We start from the raw sequence: 17004 nt of genomic DNA, 5'->3' as shown, positions 1-17004 counted from the left end.
CATCGCCCACGACGCTATCGGCCGGATTAATCCGACTGTGCCGCTTTGGATTTCTTCATCGCCGCGCGCATCTGGACCCAAAATCGCGCCGCCGCCCGGATCGAATCCTCCACGGGCTCGGGTTTCCAGCCCAGCTCGCGAACGGCCTTGCCGTGGTCGAGCTCTGCCTCCGCACGCATCAGCTTCAGCGATCGGAGTGTGAGCAGCTCCTGGGTGCCTCGCAGCCTCGCTTTGAGGCTGCCCATCGCGGCCATCCCGTAGAGCAGGGGCAGCGAGATGGACTTGCTCGGCACGGGCGTGCCTGCCTCTTCCGCGGCGATGCGGATGATCTGCGGGTTGGTCATCATCTTCTCGGAGACGATGTAGCGCTCGCCGTTGCGGCCATGTTCGGCGGCGAGAAGCATTGCGCGCGCGGCGTCGTCGACGCCGACGACCTCTAGCTGAATGTCCTTCATGGTGAACGGCACCTTGCCGAACGCCGCGCCCGCCACCATCGCGCCATGCGGGGTCATGTTCCAGTCACCGGTGCCGTACGTGGTTGAGACGCACATCGCCACGGCCGGTACGTCATACTCGTCGGCGTATCGCAGCACCAATTCCTCTGCCTGCAAACGGGATAGCGCGTACGGCCCCAGGGACCGGTGCCAGTGCAGGGAGTCTTCCTCGGTGGCGCAGTGGCCCTTTCGCCGACCGATCGTCACGTAGCTGCTGGTGAACACAAACCGCTTGAGAGGCATCGTCCGGGCGACCTCGAGAACGTTGCGAGTGCCCTCGACGTTGGTACGGAACAGGGGGGCAGGGTCACGCAGCCAGGCGCGGGTGTCAACGACGCAGTAGTACACGACGTCGCAACCGGTCATCGCTTCGCACAGCACCTCGGTGTTGAACACGTCGCCGTAAAAGCGTTGCACCGCAAGGTCATCGATGCCGATCGTCTTGGCGCCGTCGCGCACCATCGCGCGTACGTCGGCTCCGCTTTCCACGAGCTGGCGGGTGACGCGGCTGCCGAGGAATCCGTTCGCGCCGATCACCAGAGCCACGCTCATCCGAACTGCTCCATCCAGCGCGCGGCTTCGTCGGGCAGGGTGCCGAGTTCAGTGGCCTTGCGGCACCATTTCATCGTCGCCTTGACGAACCGCAGCGGGTTGTAGATGTCTTCCTGACGACACCACAGCCCGTCGCCGGCGTAGGTGATGATCGAGATGTTGGTGGCGCTGATGATCGTGCCGTCACCGGGGTCGCGCATCGGGTTGTCCAGCTCGAGGATGACCCGCCCGGTCGGCTCGTCGATCACCGACCACAGCGTCGGGAACGACGTCATGTAGCTGCCGGGGAACTCCGTCATCGTCTTCCAGATCCAGGCGCGCACCTCATCGCGGCCACGCATCGTGCCGGCGGCGTGCTCCACGTAAGTGACGTCCGGCGTGTATTGCTGCAGCCAGGGATCCCAGTCGCGGGTCTCGGCCGCACGGCCGACGGTCTTCTCGAACTCCTCGAACGCCGACGTCAGCTCGTCGCGGCCGAATGCAGTCATGAGTCAAAACTAGAACACGTTCTACCGGTTGTTGTCGAGAGTCGTGCAGAATGCGTCAGTGGGGTGGGACCTGTTCATCTCGTACGCGCGCGCCGACAACACCGATGGCTGGGTGACAGCGCTGCGCGACGCCATCTACGAGGACTTCCGGACCTTCTCCGCCGAACAGTTTCGCATCTTCCTCGACACCGACGAGATCCGCAGCCGTCAGGACTGGGATTTGCGGCTATCGGAGGGCTTGCGCACGGCGCGCGTCCTCTTGGTGTGCCTTTCGCCGAACTACCTGCGCAGCAAGTACTGCCGGTGGGAATGGGAGGAGTTCGCTCGGATACAGGCCCGACGGATCGGCGGCGGTGACGCGGTAACAGGGGTCTACTTCGTCGAACTCGGCGGTGACGAGGGATACGCCGAGGAGGTCGCCGCGTGGCGTCAAGACATCTTGCGTATCCAAATCGAGCAGCTGCAGCCGTGGTTTCCCGCCGGAGTCGCGGCGTTGCAGAACGCCGAGGTCCGCCGACGCCTTCAAGCCTTGGGGCAGGGCGTCTACGAGCAGCTGCAGCAGGCGCGGCTTGCCCAGCAATCGCCCGGCAACCTTCGCCGGTTCAACCACAGCTTTGTCGGCCGTATCGGTGAGTTGCGAGAACTGCGGCACCAGTTGGCCGGCGGAGCAGTCGGCGTGGTCACCGCCGTGCATGGCATCGGTGGAATGGGTAAGACCGAGCTTGCCGTCACTTATGCGCGGAGCTTCGCCCACGAATATCAAGGCGGCACTTGGCAAGTCGACGCCGACGGACACTCCGACCTACTGGACGCGGTATCCACGCTGGCATTGTCGCCAGAACTCGGCATGACCGTGACCGAGGCCGACCTCAAGGACCGGCAGCTGCTGGGCCGACGAGTCCTCGCTCGTCTCGCCGAGATCACCGCCGACGCTCGCCGCAGCGACCCTGACACCGCCGCGTGTCTTCTGTTGTTGGACAACGTCTCCGATCACGCGTTGCTGTCGACCTCGCAGCTCTCGGTTCTCCCTGAGGAGCCATGGCTGCACGTCATCGCCACCACACGCCTCGGTGTATCCGATGTGAACACCGCCGGAGCGCGGGGGTCGGTCGCGATGATCGAAATCGGCCGCCTGCCTGACGACGACGCACTGGCGTTGATCCGCGAACACCAACCGGCTCGTGACGAGGACCGTCTGTACCACGACTTCGTCGACGACGATCAGGAGGACGCCGCGCGACAGATCGTGAAATTGCTCGATGGGTACACGCTCGCGATCGAACAGGTCGCGGTGTACCTCGGTACCGAAGGCGCTGCAACACCGCGAGAACTCTTGGACAGCTTGCGCGTCCACGGCGCGTTGCTGCTCGACCAGATCGGCGAGACCTCCCGAACGTCAGACGAGATCCAACACCAGGACAAGCTCACCGGCATCATCGTCGACCGCACGCTGGATCGCCTCTCTTCTCGGGCCCGGGCAGCGCTGGCTTACGCGAGCCTGCTCCCTCCCGACACAATCCCGTGGGCGTGGTTGGAAAGTCTCACCGACCTCGAATACCGGTCGTTCGAACACGGCGCACGAATACCCGATCCGCCATCCGTTCCGGTTCTGCCTGGCCTGCACCACGACAGCGACGATTGGGGGACCGCCCGACGACTGCTGGAAGGCCGGCGGCTGCTCACAGCGGCCGACAAGAGGTCGATGGCACGGTTGCACCGGGTCATCGGTGATCACTTGCGTAGTCAGCTCGTCACAGATGAAGTCAAGCACCGGCTCGGCCGCCATCTGATCAGACTTTCGGAGGATATTCGGAGGGCCGCTGCGCCCGACGTCAGCGACGTCGCAGTGACAGTGAGTTCGATCACGGCTCGCCTGCTGGACGATGACGACTCCGTTGCCACGGCGGGGCTGTGGCTCGTTGGCGCGGCTCAGCAAAGGCTCGATCTGCCGACGACTTACGCCCTGGCGTCCGCCGCCAACACCAGCATCGAACGCCTGGCCGCCGCCGACCCCACCCACGACGGCCGCCAGCGTGAACTGTCGGCCAGCCTCAACAAGGTCGCCGAAATGCTGGCCAACCAGGGCGACACCAGCACCGCACTGACCCACTACACCCGCGCCCTAGACATCCGCGAGCGCCTCGCCAGCGCAGACCCCACGAACTCCGGCCGCCATAGCGACCTGTCCTACAGCCTCAACAACGTCGCCCGCATGCTGGCCAACCAGGGCGACACCAACACCGCACTGACCCACTACCCCCGCGCCCTGGACATCACTGAGCGCCTCGCCGGCGCGGACCCCACCCACACCGGCCGCCAAAGCGACCTGTCGGTTGCCCTGAACAACGTCGCCCGCACGCTGGCCGATCAGGGCGACACCAGCACCGCACTGACCCACTACACCCGCTCCTTGGACATCGCCGAGCGCCTGGCTAATGCCGACCCCACCCACACCGTTCGCCAAAGCGACCTGTCCTACAGCCTCAACAACGTCGCCCGCATGCTGGCCAGACAGGGCGACACCAGCACTGCACTGACGCACTACACCCGCTCCCTGGGCATCGCCGAGCGCCTCGCCGCCGCCGACCCCACCCACACCGGCCGGCAAAACGACCTGTCAATCGGCCTCGACAACGTCGCCGACATGCTGGCCAAACAGGGCAACACCAGCACCGCCCTGACCCACTACACCCGCTCGCTGCACATCGCCGAACGCCTCGCCGCCGCCGACCCCACCCACACCGGCCGCCAAAGCGACCTGTCGATCACTCTCAACAATGTCGCCCGCATGCTGGCCGTCCAGGGTGACACCAGCACCGCACTGACCCACTACACCCGCTCACTGGACATCGCCGAGCGCCTCGCCGCCGCCGACCCCACCCATGCCGGCCGCCAAAGCGACCTGTCGTTCAGCCTCAACAATGTCGCCCGCATGCGGGCCAACCAGGGCGAGACCAGCACCGCACTCACCGACTACACCCGTTCCCTGCACATCCGCGAGCGCCTGGCCGCCGCCGATCCCGCCGACGCCGAACGCCAACGCGATCTGTCGTACAACCTCGAAAGGGTCGCCGACATGCTGGCCAAACAGGGCGACACCGACACCGCACTGACCCACTACACCCGCTCCCTGGAGATCGCCGAGCGCCTGGCCGCGGCCGGCCCCACGAACAAAGAACGCCAACGCAGCCTGTCGATCAGCCTTGAAAAGGTCGCCGACATGCTCGCCAAACAGGGCGACACCGACACCGCACTGACCCACTACACCCGCACCCTGGAGATCGCCGAGCGCCTCGCCGCCGTCGACCCCACCCACAAAGAACGCCAACGCGACCTGTCGATCAGCCTGGACAACGTCGCGCGCATGCTGGCCAAACATGGCGACGCCAGCACCGCACTGACCCACCACACCCGCGCCCTGGAGATCGCCGAGCGCCTCGCCGCCGCCGACCCCACCAACAAAGAACGCCAACGAGATGTCTGGGTCAGGGCATACCTGTTGGCAATGACGCTCGAATCGATAAGCGATCCGACCGCGTTCGAGTACTGGCAGAAGGCGCATCGGGTGATGACGGCGATGGACGCCGCCGGCACGCTCGCCACTGCCGCCGATCGCATGAACTTCGACGTCGTGAAGCGCAAGCTCGGGCTTCAATAGCGCGATCGCCAACGAGGAACTATCCGCACGCTGCCGTGTGTTGAATGATTGCCACCAGAGGAGGGCCAATGTCTAAGGAGTACATCAAGAATCCCGCGGCGATCGACGCACTGACGCCAGAGCAGTACACAGTCACCCAGAAGAGCGGCACTGAGCGGCCGTTCACCGGCGAGTACTGGGACAACCACGAGCCCGGTTTGTACGTCGATGTCGTGTCGGGCGAGCCGCTGTTCGCGTCTCCCGACAAGTTCGACAGCGGCACCGGCTGGCCGAGCTTCACCAAGCCGGTCGACACCGACAACGTCGTCGAGAAGCGCGACCGCTCGCATTTCATGGTCCGCACCGAGGTGCGCTCCGCGCACGGCGACAGCCACCTGGGCCACGTCTTCAACGACGGGCCCAGAGAGGCCGGCGGAATGCGTTACTGCATCAACTCGGCATCGCTGCGCTTCATCCATCGCGACGACCTGGAGAAGGAGGGGTACGGCGAGTACCTCCGTCTCTTCGACAACACCAAGGAGGCCCACGCGTGAGCACCAAGAAAGCGATCCTGGCCGGCGGATGCTTTTGGGGTATGCAGGATTTGATCCGCAAGCAGCCCGGCGTCATCAGCACGCGCGTCGGCTACACCGGCGGACAGAACGCCAACGCCACCTACCGCAATCACCCCGGCCACGCCGAGGCGATCGAGATCACCTACGACCCCGAGAAGACGGACTACCGCGCGCTGTTGGAGTTCTTCTTCCAGATCCATGACCCCACCACGAAGAACCGCCAAGGCAACGACGTGGGCACCAGCTACCGCTCGGCCATCTTCTACACCGATGACGAGCAGAAGCAGGTGGCTCTCGACACCATCGCCGACGTCGAAGCGTCGGGACTATGGCCAGGCAAGGTCGTCACCGAGGTGACGCCTGCCAGCGACTTCTGGGAGGCCGAGCCGGAGCACCAGGACTACCTGGAGCGCTACCCGAGCGGGTATACCTGCCACTTCCCTCGGGCCGGCTGGAAGCTGCCGAAGCGGGCAACCACACCGTAATCAGCGGCGCTGCAGAACGACGCGCCCACCGCGCTTCGGTGCGTAGGCGACCCCGCGGGAGTGCAGCTTCTCGCCTGGATCGCTCACCGAGTCGAGCGTGAAGTGCCGCAGCACCGTACGCAAGACCACGTCCATCTCGGTGTTCGCGAATGTCGCGCCCACGCAGCGGCGAGTGCCGCCGCCGTACGGAACCCACGCGAACGTCGGCGGTCGCTCGCCGACGTAGCGGTAAGGGTCAAAGCGGTCCGGTTCGGGGAACATCTCGGGGTTTTCGTGCAGTTGCCGGATGCTGACCATGATTTCGTAGCCATGCGGGATCCGGTATTCACCCAGATCGAAGAACGGTGCCGCGACGTGGCGGCCGACAAAGTCGATCACGGTGCGGGCCCGCTGAACCTCGAGGATCGTCGCCTGACGCAACTCGTTGTCGTCGCCGTCGGCCTCGGCCACCAACGCGGCGGCGATCTCGGGGTGGCGGCGTAGCCGCTCGAACGTCCATGCCAGCGTCGAAGCCGTCGTCTCGTGTCCGGCGGACAGCAGCGCCACCAGCTCGTCGGCGATGTGTTCATGCGGCATCGGCGATCCGTCGTCGTATCGGCTGCGCAGCATCAGCGACAGGATGTCGGTGCGCTCGTCGAAATCCGGATCCGCCTGCGCCCGCGCGATCAGCTTCGCCACGATCTCGTCGAACTCCCGACGGGCCGCCCCAAGCCTGCGCCACGGGCCGATCCCGGCGAGCGCGCGAGGCGGCGTTGGCAGGCGAGCCAGCTGCGAACCGAGCGTCACCCACGCGGGCATGATCTCCCGCAGCCGGTCGAGCTCAGCGCCATCCGCTCCGAAGACGGCCCTGAGGATCACGTTCAGGGTCAGACGCATCATCGGCTCGAGAGTCGCAAACTCTTCTCCGACAAGCCAATTGGCGGCCTCACGCAGTGTCTCCTGCTCGATGAGCTGCTCGTAGTTCTTGATGCTCTTGCCGTGGAACGGCGGCGTCAAGAGCTTGCGGCGGTGACGGTGCTCGGCGCGGTCGAGAGCGAAGACGCAACCCGGACCCATGATCCGGCTGAGGTTCGGCTTGATGTTGAGCAGGTCGTCGGTACTGGCTGTGAACACTTGGCGCACCAACGCCGGATCGGCGACCACCACGGTGCGGCCGAAGATCGGGATGTTGATCGCGAACACTGGTCCGTACCGGCGAGCGGCACGGTTGACCACTGCGGCCCGGTCCGCCACGAAGGCCATGCCCTGGACCACTTTCGGAAGCCGAACAACCGGCGGCAGCTTGGCTGGCACGGTCCCGGGTGCTACGTCGACGGTCGTGTGAGACATCGCACTCTCCCTACCTGTGGTACGACGCGGTACCACACCTTAGTGCTGTACGGTACCGGTAAGTACCACGGTGCCGCAAGAGCTACGGGAAAAGGAGGCGCGATGACGGTCGCTGACGTTGCCACCACTGACGTGGACGCCGACCATCCCTTCCGACGCCGGCTGCTCGGCGGACTTTCAGCGTCGATCGCCGAGCGGGGATACCGCGAAACGACGATCGCGGACATCGTCAGGCATGCCCGGACCTCCAAGCGCACGTTCTACCAGGAATTCAGCGGCAAGGAAGAATGCTTCATTGAGCTGCTGCACACCTCCAACCAAGAGATGATTGCGCACATCATGGCGGCGGTTGACCCAGAAGCATTCTGGCACAAGCAGATTCAGCAGGCCATCGGCGCATACGTCGAAGTGCTCGAGGCGCGGCCAGCTGTGATGTTGAGTTGGATACGTGAGCTGCCCGCGCTCGGTCCGATGGTCCGCTCCGTACAGCGCCACGGTATCGAGCAGTTCATCGAGATGATGGTCACCATCAGCAGCAATCCCGGCTTTCAGCGCGACAACATCGCTCCCGCGTCGCGTCAAATGGCGTTGATCCTGGTCGGCGGGTTGCGGGAGCTCGCGGCGCTGACGGTCGAGGACAACAGGGATGTTCGCGAAATCGTCGATACCGCCGTAGCCGCGTCGATTGCGCTTGTGGCAGCGGGCGGTCAGGTTTCCTGAATGACTCAGATCTCCTGAGGCACTGGGGGTTTCCCGTACTGTCTGACGAATTTCTTTCCGTTGACCAGGAACTCGATGTTCTCCGCGACATCGCGCAGAGGTTGCGAACTGCGTAGCGAGCGGCAGAGGATCACAGCGCCCTCGGTCGCCGCCAACATCGTGGTGGCCAGCGCCCTGGCCTCCTGGTCGTCGAAACCATCGGCGCCGAACGACCGGGTCAGCGCAGCCTGCCAGTGGTCGAAGATCCGTGCGGCGTCATCGGAGAGCCGCGGATCGCCGTCGCAGGTGCTGATCGCGGCCGCCGCCACCGGGCAGCCTGCCGCGAAATCGCTTTCCTGCAGCACGTCTTCCCAAAGTTCGACGAATTCATGTAGCAGTGCCATCGGCCCCTGGGCGGCAGCCTCGTCGATCGCAGCGGTCATCGAGTCGCCTGCGAAACCGAGTGCCTCCAAAAGGATCTGGTTCCGGCCGCCGGGGAAGTGGTGGTAGACGGATCCGCGCGGCGCTCCGCTGCGGCTGAGAACCTCGTCGATGGTCACGCCCGCCGCGCCGCGCTCACGCAGCACCTCGGCTGCACTCAACAACATTCGCCGCTTGGTCGTGCCCCGCTTGCGCCGCTGGCGCAGGGCTGTGGCGGTGGCCGTGACGCGGGACTTCATGCCGCCGGACGGTCGGCGGCGTGACGGGGACGCAGGTGTCCCGTTGACCAGCCGGCGTTCTTGACATTGCGGCCGAAGGCACGGAAGGGGCGCTGCCATGCCTGAATCACCGCCGCTCGGCTGGGCGCGTATCCCGTGACGTGTAGTCCCGCGATGTTGAGTTCGATGATCGTCATGGCGTTACCTCTTTCGCGGAACCGTTACAGATCCCGCACTCACGACTATGCTCGCTTGCATAATTAACGTCAAATCGTCGTGATCGTTTCGTGATATTGACAGAGTCAGCCATCGTCTGGCGCGACAACTATGAGGTGGGCCATATTTCCGCATAGCCGGTGGCCAGAGTGTTGACGTCAAGGTAAGTGGGTATAGCAGCGCCACCATGACGACGAATCGCGCTGAAGACGCCATCAATCGCGCGACCGACAGCGACACCTTTCAGTACGCCGCGCGCGCCGGCTACGTCGTCAGCGGCGTGCTCCACATCCTGATCGGCTACATCGTGTTGCTCATCGCGCTCGGTACCGGCGGCACCGCCGACCAGTCGGGAGCGCTGGCAGCCCTCGCGGACAGTCCCGGCGGCGCGGCCCTGCTGTGGGCGGCCGCAGCCGGCTTGGCGGCCCTCGGCCTGTGGCGACTCGCAGAAGCCGCTGTGGGACAGCATCCGTCGGAGCGCAACTCGCAGGACGGTTCGGGTGTCGGCGACCGCCTCAACGCAGGTGTTCTAGCCGTGCTGTATTTCGCGATCGCGTACTCGGCGATTCGGTTCGCGATCGGCAGCGGGGAAGGCAGCGCACAGCGCAACACCGGGATCAGCGCGAAACTCATGCAGAACGACTGGGGCAGGTTCGCGCTCGTGGCCGTCGGAATCGTGGTGGCCGTTGTCGGCGGCTACCACGTATACAAGGGCGTGACGCGGAAGTTCTTCGACGATCTGACCGTCAACAGTGGCCGGTTCGTGACGATCGTCGGAATCACGGGCTTCGTCGCGAAGGGACTGGTGCTGGCGGGCACAGGCATCCTCGTGATCGTTGCCACAATCACGTCGGATCCCGCCAAAGCCAGCGGGATCGACGGCGCCGTGAAGACCTTCGGGGCGGGCCCGTTCGGCAAGGCACTGCTGATTGTGGCAGCGTTGGGCTTCGGCTCGTTCGGGGTGTACAGCTTGGTTCGGAGCCGATATTGCCGTCTGTGAGTCGACGAGGAAGACGAGGAAGACGCACCGTGACGCAGGCTCCGCCGGAAACACGGCGGTTGGAACAGTGGCCGGGAAAGGCGTATCCGCTCGGGGCTACATATGACGGGTCGGGCACGAATTTCGCGATCTTCAGCGAGGTCGCTGAGCGGGTCGAGTTGTGCCTGTTCGACGACAACGGCGACGAGACGCGGGTGCCACTGATCGAGGTCGACGGCTTCGTCTGGCACGGTTTTCTGCCTGAGGTTCAGTCTGGACAACGCTATGGCTACCGGGTGCACGGACCGTACGACCCGGCTCAAGGGCATCGATGCAATCCCAACAAGTTGGTGCTCGATCCGTACTCGAAGGCCATCGACGGCTCTTTCGACTGGGGACAGCCGCTGTTCGGGTACAACTTCGGCGATCCGGACAGCCGCAACGACGAGGACTCGGCGACACACATGCCGAAGTCGGTGGTGATCAACCCCTTCTTCGACTGGGGCGTCGACCGTCCGCCCGGCCGTGAATACGCCGACTCGGTGATCTACGAGGCTCACGTGAAGGGCCTGACGCAGACGCATCCCGACATCCCGGAGCGGCTGCGTGGCACCTACGCCGCCATTGCACATCCCGCGATTCTCGAGCACCTGAAGAAGCTCGGTATCACGGCGATCGAACTCATGCCCATACACCACTTCGCCAACGACTCCACGCTGATCGACAAGGGGTTGTCAAACTACTGGGGCTACAACACGATCGGCTTCCTTGCGCCCGACGCCAAGTACAGCTCCGCGACCAACCCCGGTGGTCAGGTTCAAGAGTTCAAGACGATGGTGCGGGCGTTGCACGAGGCGGGCATCGAGGTGATTCTCGACGTCGTCTACAACCACACCGCCGAGGGCAACCACATGGGACCGACGCTGTCCATGCGCGGGATCGACAACGCGGCCTACTACCACCTCGTCGACGACGACAAGCGCTACTACATGGACTACACCGGCACCGGCAACAGCTTCAACGTCCGTCATCCGCATTCCTTGCAGCTGATCATGGATTCGCTTCGGTACTGGGTGACGGAGATGCACGTCGACGGCTTCAGGTTCGACCTCGCCGCGGCCCTCGCCCGCGAATTCTACGAAGTCGACCGGCTGGCAACGTTTTTCGAACTCGTGCAGCAGGATCCGGTGGTCAGCCAGGTCAAGTTGATCGCCGAGCCGTGGGACGTCGGGCCGGGCGGTTATCAGGTGGGCAACTTCCCGCCGCAGTGGACGGAGTGGAACGGCAAGTTCAGGGACACGGTCCGCGACTACTGGCGCGGTGAGCCCGCCACGCTCGACGAGTTCGCGTCCCGGCTGACCGGGTCGGCGGACCTGTACGAACACACCGGGCGGCGCCCGGTCGCGTCGATCAACTTCGTGACGGCCCATGATGGCTTCACGCTTCGAGATGTGGTGTCGTACAACGAGAAACACAACGAGGCCAACGGCGAGGACAATCGCGACGGCGAAAGCAACAACCGGTCGTGGAACTGCGGGGCGGAGGGCCCGACGGAAGATCCCGCCGTCAACGAACTGCGCGCGAAGCAGGAGCGCAATTTCCTTACGACATTGCTGCTCTCGCAGGGTGTCCCGATGATCAGCCACGGCGACGAGCTCGGCCGCACACAGGGTGGAAACAACAACGGCTACTGCCAGGACAACGAAATCACCTGGGTCCATTGGGATCAGACGGATACCGATTTGTTGGAGTTCACCCGGATGATCGCCGGCCTGCGCACGGCACATCCGGTGTTCCGCAGGCGGCGGTTCTTCAATGGACTCCCCGTACGTCAACGGGGTAAAGAAGGAGTACCCGACATCTCGTGGTTCCGCCCTGATGGTTCCGAGATGAACGACGACGACTGGGAGGCCGGGTTCGGAAGGTCCATCGCCGTGTATCTCAACGGGTTGGGTCTTCCCGAACTCGACGCCCGCGGACACCGCGTCACCGACGATTCTTTCGTCCTTTGCTTCAACGCGCATGACGACGACCTCGAATTCACCTTGCCGTCAGCGGAATACGGCAAGTCGTGGTTACCGGTGGTCGACACCGCCAAGTCGATGACGCCCGACGGCGACGACCCGAAGCCCATCGCCGCCGCAGGCAAAGTCCGCGTCGAGTCGCGGGCAACGGTGGTATTGCAGGCCGTATCGGAATAACGACCTAGGCGCACTCTGGCTCCCCCTCTCCGTCGTCGTCTTCCCCGGTGTTTTGGTGCATGTTTTGTGGGTGCCAGTAGGTGTTGGTGCGGGGTTGGCCGTGGTCTTGGACGGGGGGGTGGGATCCATTCGGTGGTGCCATCTTTGCGCTTCCGGGTGGTCCAGCCGTCCTGATCGGCCAGGCGATTGTCAGGGCCGCATGCCAGCGTGAGGTTGTCGATGTCGGTGGGTCCGCCTTTTGCCCAGTCGTTGATGTGGTGGACCTGGCTCCAGGCGGCGGGCACGGTGCAGCCCGGGCGGGTGCATCCGCGCTCGGTGGCCGTCAGCACCAGGCGTTGGGCCGCGGTGGCCAGCCGGGTGGTGCGGCCTTTGTAGAGCTGGCAGCGTTTCGCCTTATCGAACAGCAGCAGAAAGTGGTAGGCGTGCGCGCTGAGCCGGATCACGTCGGTGATCGGCAGCCGGGTGCCGGTGGCGGTGTGCGCGATGCCGGACTTCTTGTGTAAGTCTTCAAGGGTGGCGGTGGCGATGATGGTGACCGGCAGCCCCTGATGGGATCCCAAATCGCCCGACATCAAGGTCGAGCGCACCATCGTGTTCAGGGCGTCGTGGCGGCGTTGGGCCGCCGAGCGGGCATCACCGGTCACCGTGGCGTCGTCGGGCTGCCCGTCGATGACGGGTTGTTCGTCGGCGGGATCGCACATCCCCGGGGCGGCCCATGTCGCGAACACCGCATCGATCCCGGCGCGCATCTCGGGGGTGAGGTGTCCCGAGATGCGGCTCGTCCCGTCGGGGCCCTGCGGCCCGATCGTCACCCCGCGCCGATGAGCCCGATCGACGTCAGAGAAGTTGCCGTCGGGGTTGAGCATCAGCACCACGTCCTCGGCGAACCGCGTGAGCTCGTCGGGCCGGGACCCGGCGGCGACCGCCGCGAGCTGCCGCTCGGTTTCTGCGCGGGTGGGTTCGTCGATCCAGTACGGCAGCCGACCCAGGCATCCGCGGATGATGCGCACCTGCTCAGGACTGATCTCCCCGGCGGCCTGCCCGGCCGCGGTGGCCTCCAACCGCGCCGGCAACGGCTCACCGGTCAGCGTCTGCCGCGGCCCCAGATCTCTGGCCTCCTCGATCAAACGCCCCGCTTCGGCGCGGCTGATCCGCAACAGGTCGGCCAACACATTGCGCAGTGACCCACCCAACTCGGCCACCGTCGCATGTTCGGCCAGTTCGTTGATCGACTCATGGCACAGCGGCGGCAGGCAGCGCGCCAATGTGTGCACGCCAGCCAGCCAGGCCTGGTGCTGGGCGGTGGTGCGCGACTCGACGGGCACGTCGGCCTGGGCGGCCAACTCATTCCAGACAGCCGCCGCCTGCTGCAACGCGGTCGAACTCATACCACAAAGCTAGCGACACCCACCGACAACAATCCCGACACCACAACCCGCACAACCCAATTCACTCCGACTTATCCACAGATCCGAATCCATCCACAGATGCGCGCCAACCCCTTGACAACCAAAGCGACCGGGTTAACAGTCCCCGAACGCTCCCTTCCGAGAGTGACGCGGCGTTACGGTAACCGCATGAAGGCGCTCATCATCGTCGACGTTCAGAATGACTTCTGCGAAGGCGGCTCGCTCGCGGTCGCCGGAGGCGCTGAAGTCGCGCGGGCGATCACCGACCACCTCAAAAGCACCGGGTACGACCATGTCGTGGCCACCAAGGACTTTCACGTCGATCCGGGCACCCATTTCTCCGACGACCCGGACTTCCAGAACACATGGCCCCGCCACTGCGTCGCCGGCACATCCGGTGCGGACTTCCACCCGGACCTCGAAACATCCTCCATCGAAGCGGTTTTCACCAAGGGCGAGTACTCGGCGGCGTACAGCGGGTTCGAAGGCGCATGCAAAGTCGGAATACCGCTCACCGACTGGCTGCGAGAACGCGGAGTCGACGAAGTAGTCGTGGTCGGAATCGCCACCGATTACTGTGTGCTCGCGACCGCGCTGGACGCGGCTCGCGCCGAGTTCACGACGACGGTGATCGAAGATTTCATTGCCGGAGTGGCGCAAGAGACGTCGGAGAAAGCCCTCGACGATCTCCGTGCGAAAGGAGTGGCGGTCGCGTGACACGTCGTGTGCCCCAGGTGGCAGGTGTCGTCTTCGCCCTACTGTTCGCCGTCGCGCTGCTGATGGTGCCTCCAATTCCCGGTGGCGACAAACCAGGCGACGACGTCGTCGCGCATATCACCGAGCATGCCGCCGCACTTCGCGTCCAGGCGCTGCTCGTCACTCTCGGGTCACTCGCTCTCGTTACTGTTCTCGGCTACGCCCGTACCCGACTCGACGGCGCCCACGGGTACATCTTCACGATCGGTTCGGCGGTGATCATCACCGAGACAGCCATCGAGATGTGGTTCACCGCGGGGCTCGCGCTCCACGCTGCCCATCTGAATCCCGACACGGCGCGCACATTCGCGGACATCGCGGCGATGTGGGGACCTGTCCTGACGGCGGCCGACGTGATGGTGGCGACCCCGGTTGCACTCGCCGCGCGCGATCATCAATTTCCACGATGGATCGGCGTGCTCGCTGCACTGTTCGCGCTGGAGCAACTCATCGAGACCATTACGGTCATCGGCGCCCCCGGATTCATCGAGCCCGGCGGCGTCATGAATCTCTACGTGGGAGGCCCGCTGTTCGTGGTGTTCTTCCTCGCGCTCGGGCTCGTCGGGGGAAAGCAGCCCGACTAGTTGACGTCGAAGAACGAGTCGCCGTCCTCCGGAGTGCCGTCGATCTGACCGCGGTCGACGCGTGAGTCCTGGACGATCACCCCGTCGACGACGTCGGCTTCCTTCACGCCGTACTCTGACGACGACACCCCGTCTGGGGTGTAGGCCGCATCGGAAAGCGGTGTGTCGACTGACGTGTCGGGTTCCTCGTCAGCGAGCCGCTCGTCCAGAGATTCGTCTTCGCGCGGGTCGAGCCACTGGTCCGGCGGGTCCACTACCTCATCGCCGTCGTCGTTGCGAATCTCGTCGGAGTCCAGCTGCTCTTCTGGGGTGAGCATTTCATCCGGCATAACAAGCGATTTTCCCCTATGCCCGATGGATAAACACGACCGCCCTCAGCTCACCGGCGGCTTGCGCCCCGCCCATGGCCGCACGGACTCAATCTGAGCGCTCAACGCAAGCAACGTCGCCTCGTCATCAGGCCGGCCCACAAGCTGAATCGACAACGGGACGCCATCGTCGTCAAGCGCCCACGGCACCACGGCCGCCGGTTGCCCCGTGACGTTGAACATCTCCTGAAACGGAACGCGCTGCCCGACGAGCAGCAGCGTCACGACGGCACCCCGGTGCTGGTATGCACCGATACGCGACGGGCCCGTGGTCGCGCCAGGGGTGACCAGGACGTCGACGTCGTCGAAGATCGACAGCACGCGCGCCCGGATGCCGTCCTCGGCGGCTCGGGCGGCGGCAATCTGCCGATCGGAGAACAGGCCGCCGATCCTCGCGAGCCTGCGGGTACGCGCCTCCAGCCTCTCCGGATGGGGCATCGCCGCCGCGTCGTCGTGGACACCACGCCAGTAACGCGGGAGCAGATTCGTGGGAGCCACTTTCGCCGGATAGTCGGGATCGCGGTCGACGACGTCGTGTCCCAAGTCGCGCAGCAAGGAGCCCGCGTCGTGAACGGCGCGGCGTTGAGCCTTGCCGATCCGAGCGACGAGCGGCGGAGGAACCTTGGTGCTCAACGCGATTCGGAGCCGAGCTGGTGCGCGCGCCGCGGCCGAAACGAACCCGCCGGCGGGTATCGGCGGGTTGCTCGTCACGTCGAGAAACAGCGCGGCGTCTGCGACGGTGCGCGTGATGGGGCCGTTGACGGACAGCCCGTGCCATGCGTTGTCGTGCGGAGCCAACGGCACCCGGTCGCGTTGCGGCTTGATCCCGAACAACCCGCACCAGGTCGACGGGATCCGGATCGAGCCCGCCCCGTCGGAGCCCAGCGCCATCGCGGCAAGTCCTGCCGCGACCGCCGCCGCGGACCCACCGCTGCTGCCGCCCGGTGTGCGGTCGACGTCCCACGGGTTTCGCGTCGCCCCGAACGTGAGCGTCTCGGTGAACGGCCAGATGCACAATTCCGGCACCGCGGTCTTCCCGAGGATGATGGCGCCCGCCGCGCGCAGCCGGCGCACCACCTCGGCGTCATCCTGCTTGACGGCGCCGTGCGCGCTGGTGCCCATCGTCGTGAACTCGCCGGCGACGTCGACATCGTCTTTGATCGCGATCGGGACACCGAGCAGCGGCAGCCGCTCCCCCGTATCCAGTCGCGTCTGCGCGGCGACGGCCTCGGCGCGCGCCGAATCGGCAAGCACCACGCGGTACGCGCGAAGCAACGGATCGAGGCGCGCGATCCGCTCGAGGTAGATCTCCACGAGCGCGGGTGCCGTGATGCTTCCGCGTGCAAGCAGCCGCGCCTGCTCGACCGCACCGCAGAAGGCGATGTCTGTGCTCATGTTCAGCATTGTGCACCCAAAAGTACCGTCTTACTTGGGATTACAAAGATTTGATAACGGCCCATCCGCGGAGCCGAGTCCTCGCCGAACTGCAATCGTTAGCCAACTGCGACATCAAGATCGTGTGTAGAACGCCGGCACAAGGCAATTCAGATGATTCACTACGTCGCGGACATGT

Annotated in this window: 15 protein-coding genes and 1 pseudogene; 8 read left to right on the top strand and 8 right to left on the bottom strand. The window is 65.0% G+C overall.

Annotated elements, in window-relative coordinates; genetic code table 11:
• Nucleotides 1-26: 26 nt before the first annotated feature.
• Together QOH60_RS18385 and QOH60_RS18380 are read right to left on the bottom strand one after the other, a co-directional pair.
• The gene (locus QOH60_RS18385) at nucleotides 27-1046 is read right to left on the bottom strand and encodes an NAD-dependent epimerase/dehydratase family protein (RefSeq protein WP_526422977.1); all 1020 of its coding nucleotides are present in this window, start codon (nucleotides 1044-1046) and stop codon (nucleotides 27-29) included.
• Nucleotides 1043-1534, bottom strand: coding sequence for a nuclear transport factor 2 family protein (locus QOH60_RS18380; RefSeq protein ID WP_526422975.1), 492 nt, complete (start codon nucleotides 1532-1534; stop codon nucleotides 1043-1045). The genes QOH60_RS18385 and QOH60_RS18380 overlap by 4 nt, the downstream gene beginning before the upstream one ends.
• A 58-nt stretch (nucleotides 1535-1592) precedes the next feature.
• Here QOH60_RS18380 and QOH60_RS18375 point away from each other — a divergent pair, with 58 nt between their 5' ends.
• The 3 genes from QOH60_RS18375 (at nucleotide 1593) to msrA (ending at nucleotide 6231) form a co-directional block, all read left to right on the top strand.
• Nucleotides 1593-5192: a tetratricopeptide repeat protein gene (locus QOH60_RS18375; protein ID WP_526422973.1), complete on the top strand. Its 3600-nt coding sequence runs from the start codon at nucleotides 1593-1595 to the stop codon at nucleotides 5190-5192.
• A 68-nt stretch (nucleotides 5193-5260) separates the two neighbouring features.
• Nucleotides 5261-5725 carry a peptide-methionine (R)-S-oxide reductase MsrB gene (gene msrB / locus QOH60_RS18370; RefSeq protein ID WP_526422971.1) on the top strand — a complete coding sequence of 155 codons (465 nt, stop codon included), beginning with the start codon at nucleotides 5261-5263 and terminating at the stop codon, nucleotides 5723-5725.
• A 41-nt stretch (nucleotides 5726-5766) separates the two neighbouring features.
• Nucleotides 5767-6231 carry a peptide-methionine (S)-S-oxide reductase MsrA gene (gene msrA / locus QOH60_RS18365; RefSeq protein WP_526423073.1) on the top strand — a complete coding sequence of 155 codons (465 nt, stop codon included), beginning with the start codon at nucleotides 5767-5769 and terminating at the stop codon, nucleotides 6229-6231.
• Here the strand turns inward: msrA and QOH60_RS18360 are convergent, their stop codons facing one another.
• Nucleotides 6232-7560, bottom strand: a complete 1329-nt coding sequence (locus tag QOH60_RS18360; protein WP_526422969.1) for a cytochrome P450 — start codon at nucleotides 7558-7560, stop codon at nucleotides 6232-6234. It lies immediately after the preceding gene.
• 102 nt (nucleotides 7561-7662) lie between these two features.
• On the opposite strand from QOH60_RS18360, the gene QOH60_RS18355 reads away from it, so the two are divergent.
• Nucleotides 7663-8280 carry a TetR/AcrR family transcriptional regulator gene (locus QOH60_RS18355; protein WP_526422967.1) on the top strand — a complete coding sequence of 206 codons (618 nt, stop codon included), beginning with the start codon at nucleotides 7663-7665 and terminating at the stop codon, nucleotides 8278-8280.
• 5 nt (nucleotides 8281-8285) lie between these two features.
• On the opposite strand, the gene QOH60_RS18350 is transcribed toward QOH60_RS18355, so the two are convergent.
• Nucleotides 8286-8939, bottom strand: a complete 654-nt coding sequence (locus tag QOH60_RS18350) for a TetR/AcrR family transcriptional regulator (RefSeq protein ID WP_526422965.1) — start codon at nucleotides 8937-8939, stop codon at nucleotides 8286-8288.
• Entirely contained in the window at nucleotides 8936-9115 is a 180-nt protein-coding gene (locus QOH60_RS18345) for a hypothetical protein (protein ID WP_526422963.1), read from the bottom strand. The genes QOH60_RS18350 and QOH60_RS18345 overlap by 4 nt, the downstream gene beginning before the upstream one ends.
• A gap of 206 nt (nucleotides 9116-9321) precedes the next feature.
• Between QOH60_RS18345 and QOH60_RS18340 the strand changes: the two genes are divergently transcribed.
• On the top strand, nucleotides 9322-10134 hold the full coding sequence (locus QOH60_RS18340; protein WP_526422961.1) for a DUF1206 domain-containing protein: 813 nt from the start codon (nucleotides 9322-9324) through the stop codon (nucleotides 10132-10134).
• Nucleotides 10135-10163: 29 nt separating this feature from the next.
• Nucleotides 10164-12314: a glycogen debranching protein GlgX gene (glgX, locus tag QOH60_RS18335; RefSeq protein ID WP_526422959.1), complete on the top strand. Its 2151-nt coding sequence runs from the start codon at nucleotides 10164-10166 to the stop codon at nucleotides 12312-12314.
• 233 nt (nucleotides 12315-12547) lie between these two features.
• Here the strand turns inward: glgX and QOH60_RS18330 are convergent.
• Nucleotides 12548-13702, bottom strand: a pseudogene (locus QOH60_RS18330) (HNH endonuclease signature motif containing protein); the annotation flags it as partial.
• Between the two features lie 189 nt (nucleotides 13703-13891).
• On the opposite strand from QOH60_RS18330, the gene QOH60_RS18325 reads away from it, so the two are divergent.
• Both QOH60_RS18325 and QOH60_RS18320 read left to right on the top strand, forming a co-directional pair.
• The gene (locus tag QOH60_RS18325; protein WP_526422957.1) at nucleotides 13892-14440 is read left to right on the top strand and encodes a nicotinamidase; all 549 of its coding nucleotides are present in this window, start codon (nucleotides 13892-13894) and stop codon (nucleotides 14438-14440) included.
• Entirely contained in the window at nucleotides 14437-15063 is a 627-nt protein-coding gene (locus QOH60_RS18320) for a hypothetical protein (RefSeq protein WP_526422955.1), read from the top strand. Before QOH60_RS18325 ends, QOH60_RS18320 begins: the two co-directional genes overlap by 4 nt.
• Here the strand turns inward: QOH60_RS18320 and QOH60_RS18315 are convergent.
• Nucleotides 15060-15392, bottom strand: a complete 333-nt coding sequence (locus QOH60_RS18315; protein ID WP_526422953.1) for a hypothetical protein — start codon at nucleotides 15390-15392, stop codon at nucleotides 15060-15062. The two genes, QOH60_RS18320 and QOH60_RS18315, sit on opposite strands and share 4 nt — an antisense overlap.
• Nucleotides 15393-15437: 45 nt before the next feature.
• Nucleotides 15438-16826 carry an amidase gene (locus tag QOH60_RS18310; RefSeq protein ID WP_526422951.1) on the bottom strand — a complete coding sequence of 463 codons (1389 nt, stop codon included), beginning with the start codon at nucleotides 16824-16826 and terminating at the stop codon, nucleotides 15438-15440.
• Nucleotides 16827-17004 lie beyond the last annotated feature (178 nt).

Source organism: Mycobacterium sp. (assembly GCF_032159765.1).
GTDB lineage: Bacteria > Actinomycetota > Actinomycetes > Mycobacteriales > Mycobacteriaceae > Mycobacterium.
The sequence above is the reverse complement of the archived record's forward strand: the minus strand, read 5'-3'. Positions and strand labels throughout refer to the sequence as shown.

Excerpts from the sequence above, each read along its gene's own strand:
- QOH60_RS18385 (WP_526422977.1), bottom strand. The coding sequence starts at position 1,046 with ATGAGCGTGGCTCTGGTGATCGGCGCGAACGGATTCCTCGGCAGCCGC.
- QOH60_RS18380 (WP_526422975.1), bottom strand. The coding sequence starts at position 1,534 with ATGACTGCATTCGGCCGCGACGAGCTGACGTCGGCGTTCGAGGAGTTC.
- msrB (WP_526422971.1), top strand. The coding sequence starts at position 5,261 with ATGTCTAAGGAGTACATCAAGAATCCCGCGGCGATCGACGCACTGACG.
- msrA (WP_526423073.1), top strand. The coding sequence starts at position 5,767 with ATGCAGGATTTGATCCGCAAGCAGCCCGGCGTCATCAGCACGCGCGTC.
- QOH60_RS18360 (WP_526422969.1), bottom strand. The coding sequence starts at position 7,560 with ATGTCTCACACGACCGTCGACGTAGCACCCGGGACCGTGCCAGCCAAG.
- QOH60_RS18355 (WP_526422967.1), top strand. The coding sequence starts at position 7,663 with ATGACGGTCGCTGACGTTGCCACCACTGACGTGGACGCCGACCATCCC.
- QOH60_RS18350 (WP_526422965.1), bottom strand. The coding sequence starts at position 8,939 with ATGAAGTCCCGCGTCACGGCCACCGCCACAGCCCTGCGCCAGCGGCGC.
- QOH60_RS18345 (WP_526422963.1), bottom strand. The coding sequence starts at position 9,115 with ATGACGATCATCGAACTCAACATCGCGGGACTACACGTCACGGGATAC.
- QOH60_RS18340 (WP_526422961.1), top strand. The coding sequence starts at position 9,322 with ATGACGACGAATCGCGCTGAAGACGCCATCAATCGCGCGACCGACAGC.
- QOH60_RS18325 (WP_526422957.1), top strand. The coding sequence starts at position 13,892 with ATGAAGGCGCTCATCATCGTCGACGTTCAGAATGACTTCTGCGAAGGC.
- QOH60_RS18315 (WP_526422953.1), bottom strand. The coding sequence starts at position 15,392 with ATGCCGGATGAAATGCTCACCCCAGAAGAGCAGCTGGACTCCGACGAG.
- QOH60_RS18310 (WP_526422951.1), bottom strand. The coding sequence starts at position 16,826 with ATGAGCACAGACATCGCCTTCTGCGGTGCGGTCGAGCAGGCGCGGCTG.